Source organism: Henriciella aquimarina, assembly GCF_002088975.1.
GTDB lineage: Bacteria > Pseudomonadota > Alphaproteobacteria > Caulobacterales > Hyphomonadaceae > Henriciella > Henriciella aquimarina.
The window spans coordinates 1-5,950 of the sequence record NZ_NCST01000102.1; the positions used below are offsets into that span (position 1 = coordinate 1).

Annotated in this window: 4 protein-coding genes; all 4 read left to right on the forward strand. The window is 66.9% G+C overall.

Features of this window, described 5'->3' with window-relative positions; genetic code table 11:
- The coding region (locus tag B8784_RS15525) for a PD-(D/E)XK nuclease family protein (protein ID WP_199288589.1) at nt 1-828 on the forward strand (828 nt) is incomplete at its 5' end.
- The gene (addA, locus tag B8784_RS15530; protein ID WP_158085705.1) at nt 821-4,330 is read left to right on the forward strand and encodes a double-strand break repair helicase AddA; all 3,510 of its coding nucleotides are present in this window, start codon (nt 821-823) and stop codon (nt 4,328-4,330) included. The genes B8784_RS15525 and addA, both read left to right, overlap by 8 nt.
- Before the next feature lie 55 nt (nt 4,331-4,385).
- Complete coding sequence (gene trxA, locus B8784_RS15535; protein WP_084398828.1) at nt 4,386-4,703, forward strand: thioredoxin; 318 nt, start codon at nt 4,386-4,388, stop codon at nt 4,701-4,703.
- A gap of 324 nt (nt 4,704-5,027) precedes the next feature.
- Nucleotides 5,028-5,948 carry a transposase gene (locus B8784_RS15540; protein WP_084396516.1) on the forward strand — a complete coding sequence of 307 codons (921 nt, stop codon included), beginning with the start codon at nt 5,028-5,030 and terminating at the stop codon, nt 5,946-5,948.
- Nucleotides 5,949-5,950: the final 2 nt, after the last annotated feature.

The following is a 5,950-nucleotide window of genomic DNA, read 5'->3' on the forward strand; positions in this document are numbered from 1 at the left end:
GAGACGCTGCAGCGCGATCCCTATGCCATCTATGCACAATACGTCCTTGGGCTGACGAAACTCGACCCGCTCGACATGGCCATCGATGCCCGTCCGCGCGGCACCGCCATCCACGCCGCGCTCGAGAAGTTCGAAGCCGAGAGCGAGGCAAAAACCGCCGACAATCTCGTCGCCATGCTGGAGCGCGAACTGCGCGAAGCCGGCGAGGCCGAAGAGGTGATCCTCGGCGCCATGGCCGCGCGCCGCCGGGTGGCCGAGGAATATCTCGCCTGGCGCGCCGAGCGCCTGCACCTCATCGCCGGTGCGCCGCATACGGAGATCAAGGGCCGCACCAGTTTCCCCGTGCCCGGCCTGCGCGAGGACAGTTTCACCCTGACGGCCACCGCCGACCGCGTCGAGAAGCACCAGGATGGCACGCTCGCCATCCTCGACTTCAAGTCCGGCGCTCCGCCCGGCGAGAAGGAAGTCCGGGTCGGCCTCAACCCGCAAATGCCGCTGCAGGCGGTTATCGCCATGAATGAAGGCTTCAAAAGCGAGGCCGGACATGCCGTCTCCGGCGAAGCGGTGAGCGCGCTCACCTATGTGCGCTTCGGCTCGCAATTTGCCGTGCGCAATATCGGCGATGCGGCGGGCCGAGACATCGAGGCAAAGCCGCTCGAGGAGATTATCGAGGAAACCCGAGAAGGCTTCCTGAACCTGATCGCCCGCTTCGCGAAGGCGAACCACCCCTATGTCAGCATGCCGCGCCCGAAATGGGCGAAATACGGTTCGGACTATGCCCGGCTCGCCCGGCGCGACGAGTGGGCCGCGGAGGACGAGGATGAGTAGTCTGTCTGCCTACGATCTCGCCCAGCAGGCCCAGGCCGATGCCGCCCGGCCGGACCGCTCCGCCTGGGTCGAGGCCCATGCCGGCTCCGGCAAGACGAAAGTGCTGATCGACCGCGTCGCGCGCCTGCTGCTGCGCCGCGAGGATGGCCGGCGCGGCGCCGATCCGGACACGATCCTCTGCATCACCTACACCAAGGCGGCCGCCAACGAGATGCTGCGCCGCCTGTTCGAACGCCTCGGCAGCTGGTCGGTGATGGGCGACGCCCCGCTGCGGGAGGCCCTCGCGAAACTGGAAGCCCGCAGCCCCGAAAGCTACAGCGCCGACGACCTGCAGGCCGCCCGCGCCCTCTTCGCCCGCGCACTGGAAACGCCGGGCGGGTTGCGCATCGAGACAATCCACGCCTTCTGCTCACGCATCCTGCGCCGCTTCCCGCTGGAAGCCGACGTGTCACCGGGCTTTGGCGAGATTGAGGACCGGGAGGCCGACCTTCTCTGGGGCGACAGCCTGAAGGACGAGGTGCTGGCCGCCGCCGAACATGCCCCGGAGGCCCTTGGCAAGGTCTCCGAAGCCGGCGGCGGGCTTGGCGCAGGCGCGGTCATCGCCAGCCTGCGCGGCCAGCGCACGCGGCTCACCGGCATCGACGCGGAGACCCTTCGCGGCGACGTGAAGGCCGTGCTCGACGCGCCTGACGAGACGGTTGAAGAAATCCTCGACCGGGCGGTCGGCTCATGGCTGCCGCGCGAGGACCTGACCAATATCGTCCGTGGCCTGAACGACCTGCCCAAGCGCGGCAAGAGCGACGAGACGCTGATGGAAGCCCTATCGGCCTGCCTGCTGGCCGAAACACTGGAAGAAGCGTGGGCGGCCTATTCCGGCATCTTCCTCAAGGCCGATGGCGGCTGGCGCGCCTCCAATCCGTATACGGCGGGCGCGGCGAAAGACGTGCCGGGCCTCGCCGACCTCTTCCAGATGAAGGATGGCGAGGGCACGGAAACCGCGCGCATCCGCGCCATTCTGGGTGCCCTCATCGCCCGGCGCGCCTATGAACAGACCACCGCCCTGCTCGAGATCGGCCTTCCCGTTCTGGAAGGCTATGCCCAGGGCAAGGCGCGGCGCGCCGCCCTCGATTTCGACGACCTGATCCAGCGCACCCGCGCGCTGCTGCTCTCGCCCGGCGTCGGCCAGTGGGTGCTCTACAAGCTCGATGGCGGGCTTACCCATATCCTGCTCGACGAGGCGCAGGATACCAGCCCCGACCAGTGGGCGATCATCAATGCGCTGGTCAACGAATTTCGGGCCGGCGAAGGCGCCGAGCGCAGCACCGATCCGCGCACGCAGTTCACCGTCGGCGACAAGAAACAGTCCATCTACTCCTTCCAGGGCGCAGACCCTGAGCAGTTCCTGCGCGAGAAGCGCAGCTTCGCCGAAGCCGAGGAGACGCTGTCGGGCCAGGCGAACATGCCGGACATGACCATGTCCTTCCGTTCCACCCCGGAAGTGCTGGGCTTTGTCGACACCGTCTTCAACCAGGACAGTTTCGGCGGCGATCCGTTCTCGGAAGTCGTGCCGGAGGAAGCCGACCTGCTCGAACACAGGGCGAGCCGGTCCAACCAGCATGGCCGCATCGACCTCTGGCCCATCGAGCCGCACAGGGACGAAGAGGAAGGCGATCCGTGGGACGCCCCGCTCGACCATGTCTCGGAAGGGTCGCCCGTCAACCGGCTTGCCCGGAAAGTCGCCGCCGAGATCAAGTCAATGATCGAGAGCGGCGCGCCGGTATGGGAGGAAGGCGAGGGCCGCAAATGGGCCCGGCGCCCGGCCCGGCCGGAAGACTTCCTCATCCTGGTGCGCAAGCGCGGCGCCCTGTTCGAAGCGCTGATCAAGGCGATGAAGGCCGAGCGCCTGCCGGTCGCGGGCGCCGACCGGCTGAAACTGCTCGACCATATCGGCGTGCAGGACTGCCTGAACCTGATCCACTTTGCGCTCTTCCCCGGTGATGACCTGACACTTGCGGAAATCCTGCGCGGGCCGTTTTGCGGCCTCACCGACGACGACCGCGACCTCTTCGCCCTCGCCCATGACCGCAAGAAGGGCGAGCGCCTCTGGGACCGGCTGAAGATGGCCGCAGACCCCCGCTTCCAGGCCGCGCGTGCCTTTTGCGGGCGCCTGCTCGAGGGCCGCCACAAGCCGGCCTTCGACCTGCTGATGGAAGCCCTCGTCATGCGCCAGGCCGACGGGCTGTCGGGCTGGGACAAGCTGATCCAGCGCCTCGGCGAGCCCGCCCGCGACCCGGTCAACGCCCTGCTCGACCGCGCGCTCGGCCACGATATGGGCGAGGCCGCCGGGCTACAGACTTTCCTCGCCGAGATCGAGGGCGACACCTCCGAACTGAAGCGCGACCTCGCCGAAGCCGCCGGCGAAATCCGCGTCATGACGGTGCACGGCGCGAAGGGGCTACAGGCACCCATCGTCATCCTGCCGGATACGACCGGCGGCGAACCGGCCGACCGCAACGGCCTCTTCATGGTCGACGACCGCGTGCCCGTCTACAGCGCGAAACGGGCCGACGACCCGCCGGCGATCACCACGCTGCGCCAGGCTCGCAAGACTGCGCAGGCCCGCGAGTCCCGCCGCCTGCTCTATGTCGCGCTGACCCGCGCGCAGGACCGCCTCATCATTGGCGGGGCCTTTGCCGGACGGAAGACCGGGCCCGGCTATGACAAGGAGTCCTGGTACGCGCTCTGCCGCACCGCGATGCTGGAGCTGACCGGCGCGGAGGCGGCAGACGAGCCGCTGGTCTGGGGCGAGGTCGCCGCCCCGCTCGGCAAGGCCGCCGATACCGGCTCGCATCTCGCCGACGCGCCGGCCTGGACGAAAACCGATGCCCCCGCCCGCGACACCGCACCCCGCGTCACCGCGCCGAGCCGGCTGCTCACCGATGCCGCGCCCGTCTCCAAGCCCTTCGGGGCCGCACGCACCGCCGCGCTGCTTCGCGGCAAGCTCATCCACGCCCTGCTGCAATACCTGCCCGAACTGCCGGAGAAGCAGCGCAAGGCCGCCGCAAAGAGCTATCTCGCCCGCCAGGCCGAGCTTTCCGCCAGCGACCGTGACGAGATCCTCACCGTCACGCTCGCCACGCTGGAGACCGAGCATTTCGCGCCGCTCTTCGCCCCCGGCGGGCGCTCGGAAGCCGCGATTGTCGGCCGCCTCGACACCCCCGACGGCCCCGTCATCATCAATGGCCGGGTCGACCGCCTCGTCATCCGCGAGACCGACATCCTGCTGATCGACCACAAGACCGACCGCCCCGCTCCGGCGCGCGCGGAAGACGTGGATGCGTCCTACCTGATGCAGATGGCGGCCTACCAGCTCGTCCTCGAAGCCGCCTGGCCCGGACGCACGGTCCGCCCCGCTTTGCTCTACACCGACGGGCCGAAGCTGCATGAGCTCACCCCCGCCCTTTTGCAGAACTCACGCAACCGTTTAGCTGGCGGGATTTGAAGAATCCTGAGACTTCCTATCTATAGGGCGTAACAAGAGGATAAAGGAGGCAGACATGGCCGCCGAACATATTACCGATGATGATTTCGACACCGCGATTGCCGGGGGCACCCCGGTCGTCGTCGACTTCTGGGCCGAATGGTGCGGGCCCTGCAAGCAGATGTCGCCGCACCTGGAAGCCGTCGCCGAGGAGATGGCCGGCAAGGTGAAGATCGCCAAGATCAATGTCGACGAGAACCCGGTTTCGGCCTCGAAATTCGGCGTGCGCGGCCTGCCGACCCTGATGATGTTCAAGGACGGCAAGGTCACCGCGACCCATCTCGGCGCGATGTCGAAGCAGCGCATCGCGGAATGGATCAAGGAAAGCGCGTAAACCATAGCGCCGACCGAACCAGACCAGAAAGCCCGCCCGGCCCATGCCGCGGCGGGCTTTTTCTTGCCCCAACACTGATGGGCCTCGCCCTTCGGCAAGCGCAGGGTGAGGCCTATGGGGGACCGTCCAACAGGGCATGACCTCATCCTTGTCTGTTTGAAGTGTGCGATAGAGGGGTGGCAGGCGAGACCCCGTTCTCATCCTTGATTTGACGGATCGTGGCTCAGCCAGGGGCTCGCCTGCCGGGTACGACAGTTGTGTCGCCTGAACAGTTGCCAGGGGCGGTGACAGCCGACCCCGTATGACAAGGACAGGATTTTCTTCATGTCACACCCTGCTCTCGGCGTCGATATTTCCAAGACGCATCTCGATGTCTTCGATCCGCGTGACGGCTGCTTTCACCGGCTGTCCAATGATGCGGCAGGGCTCGATACCCTCTGTCTGCTGGCTCCCCCATCCATCGTCTTCGAGGCCACAGGCCCTTATGGCGAAGCGCTCGAACGGGCGATGAGCCAGGCTGGCGTGCGGATGTACCGGGTCAACCCGCGCCAGGCGCGCGAGTTTGCCCGCGCCTCTGGCGTGCTGGCCAAGACAGACCGTGTCGATGCCCGGCTCCTGTCGGCCATGGCCGGCCAGATCAGCCTGCCGGTGCACGTCCCACCCGCACCCGGCGTGCAGGTCCTGCGCGAGCTTCACGCCTACCGGCATGATCTTGTTGAAGCCCGAAAAGCCTGTCTCAACCAGCTCGAACGCTATCGCTGCGGCCCGCTGGTGCGGCGGCTGAAAGCCAGGATCGCAGGCCTGACCCGACAGATCGTCACCATGGACAAGGAGATCGCGGTCCATATCGAGGCCGATGACACCCTGGCTGGCCGGGCCCGCCTCATCGCCAGCGAACCGGGCGTCGGACCGGTCACAACCGCAGCCCTGCTCGCCTTCCTGCCAGAGCTCGGACACCTGGCCCGAAGACCCATCGCAGCCCTTGCAGGCCTTGCTCCCCATGCCCATGAAAGCGGAAGCTTCAGGGGAAAACGCCGGGTCTGGGGCGGGCGCGCAAGGGTGCGCGAAGCACTCTACCTCGCCGCCCTCTCAGCCTCGCGCCATCACCCAAGGCTCAAGCAGACCTACTGCGCCATGCGAACCGCTGGAAAACCTCCAAAGCTCGCCCTCATCGCTATCGCCAGAAAACTCCTCACAATCCTCAACGCAAAACTCAGAAAACATGACATCCAATACAGTTGCTGAGC

Coding starts and splice junctions, on each gene's coding strand:
- addA (WP_158085705.1), top strand. CDS start 821: ATGAGTAGTCTGTCTGCCTACGATCTCGCCCAGCAGGCCCAGGCCGAT.
- B8784_RS15540 (WP_084396516.1), top strand. CDS start 5,028: ATGTCACACCCTGCTCTCGGCGTCGATATTTCCAAGACGCATCTCGAT.
- trxA (WP_084398828.1), top strand. CDS start 4,386: ATGGCCGCCGAACATATTACCGATGATGATTTCGACACCGCGATTGCC.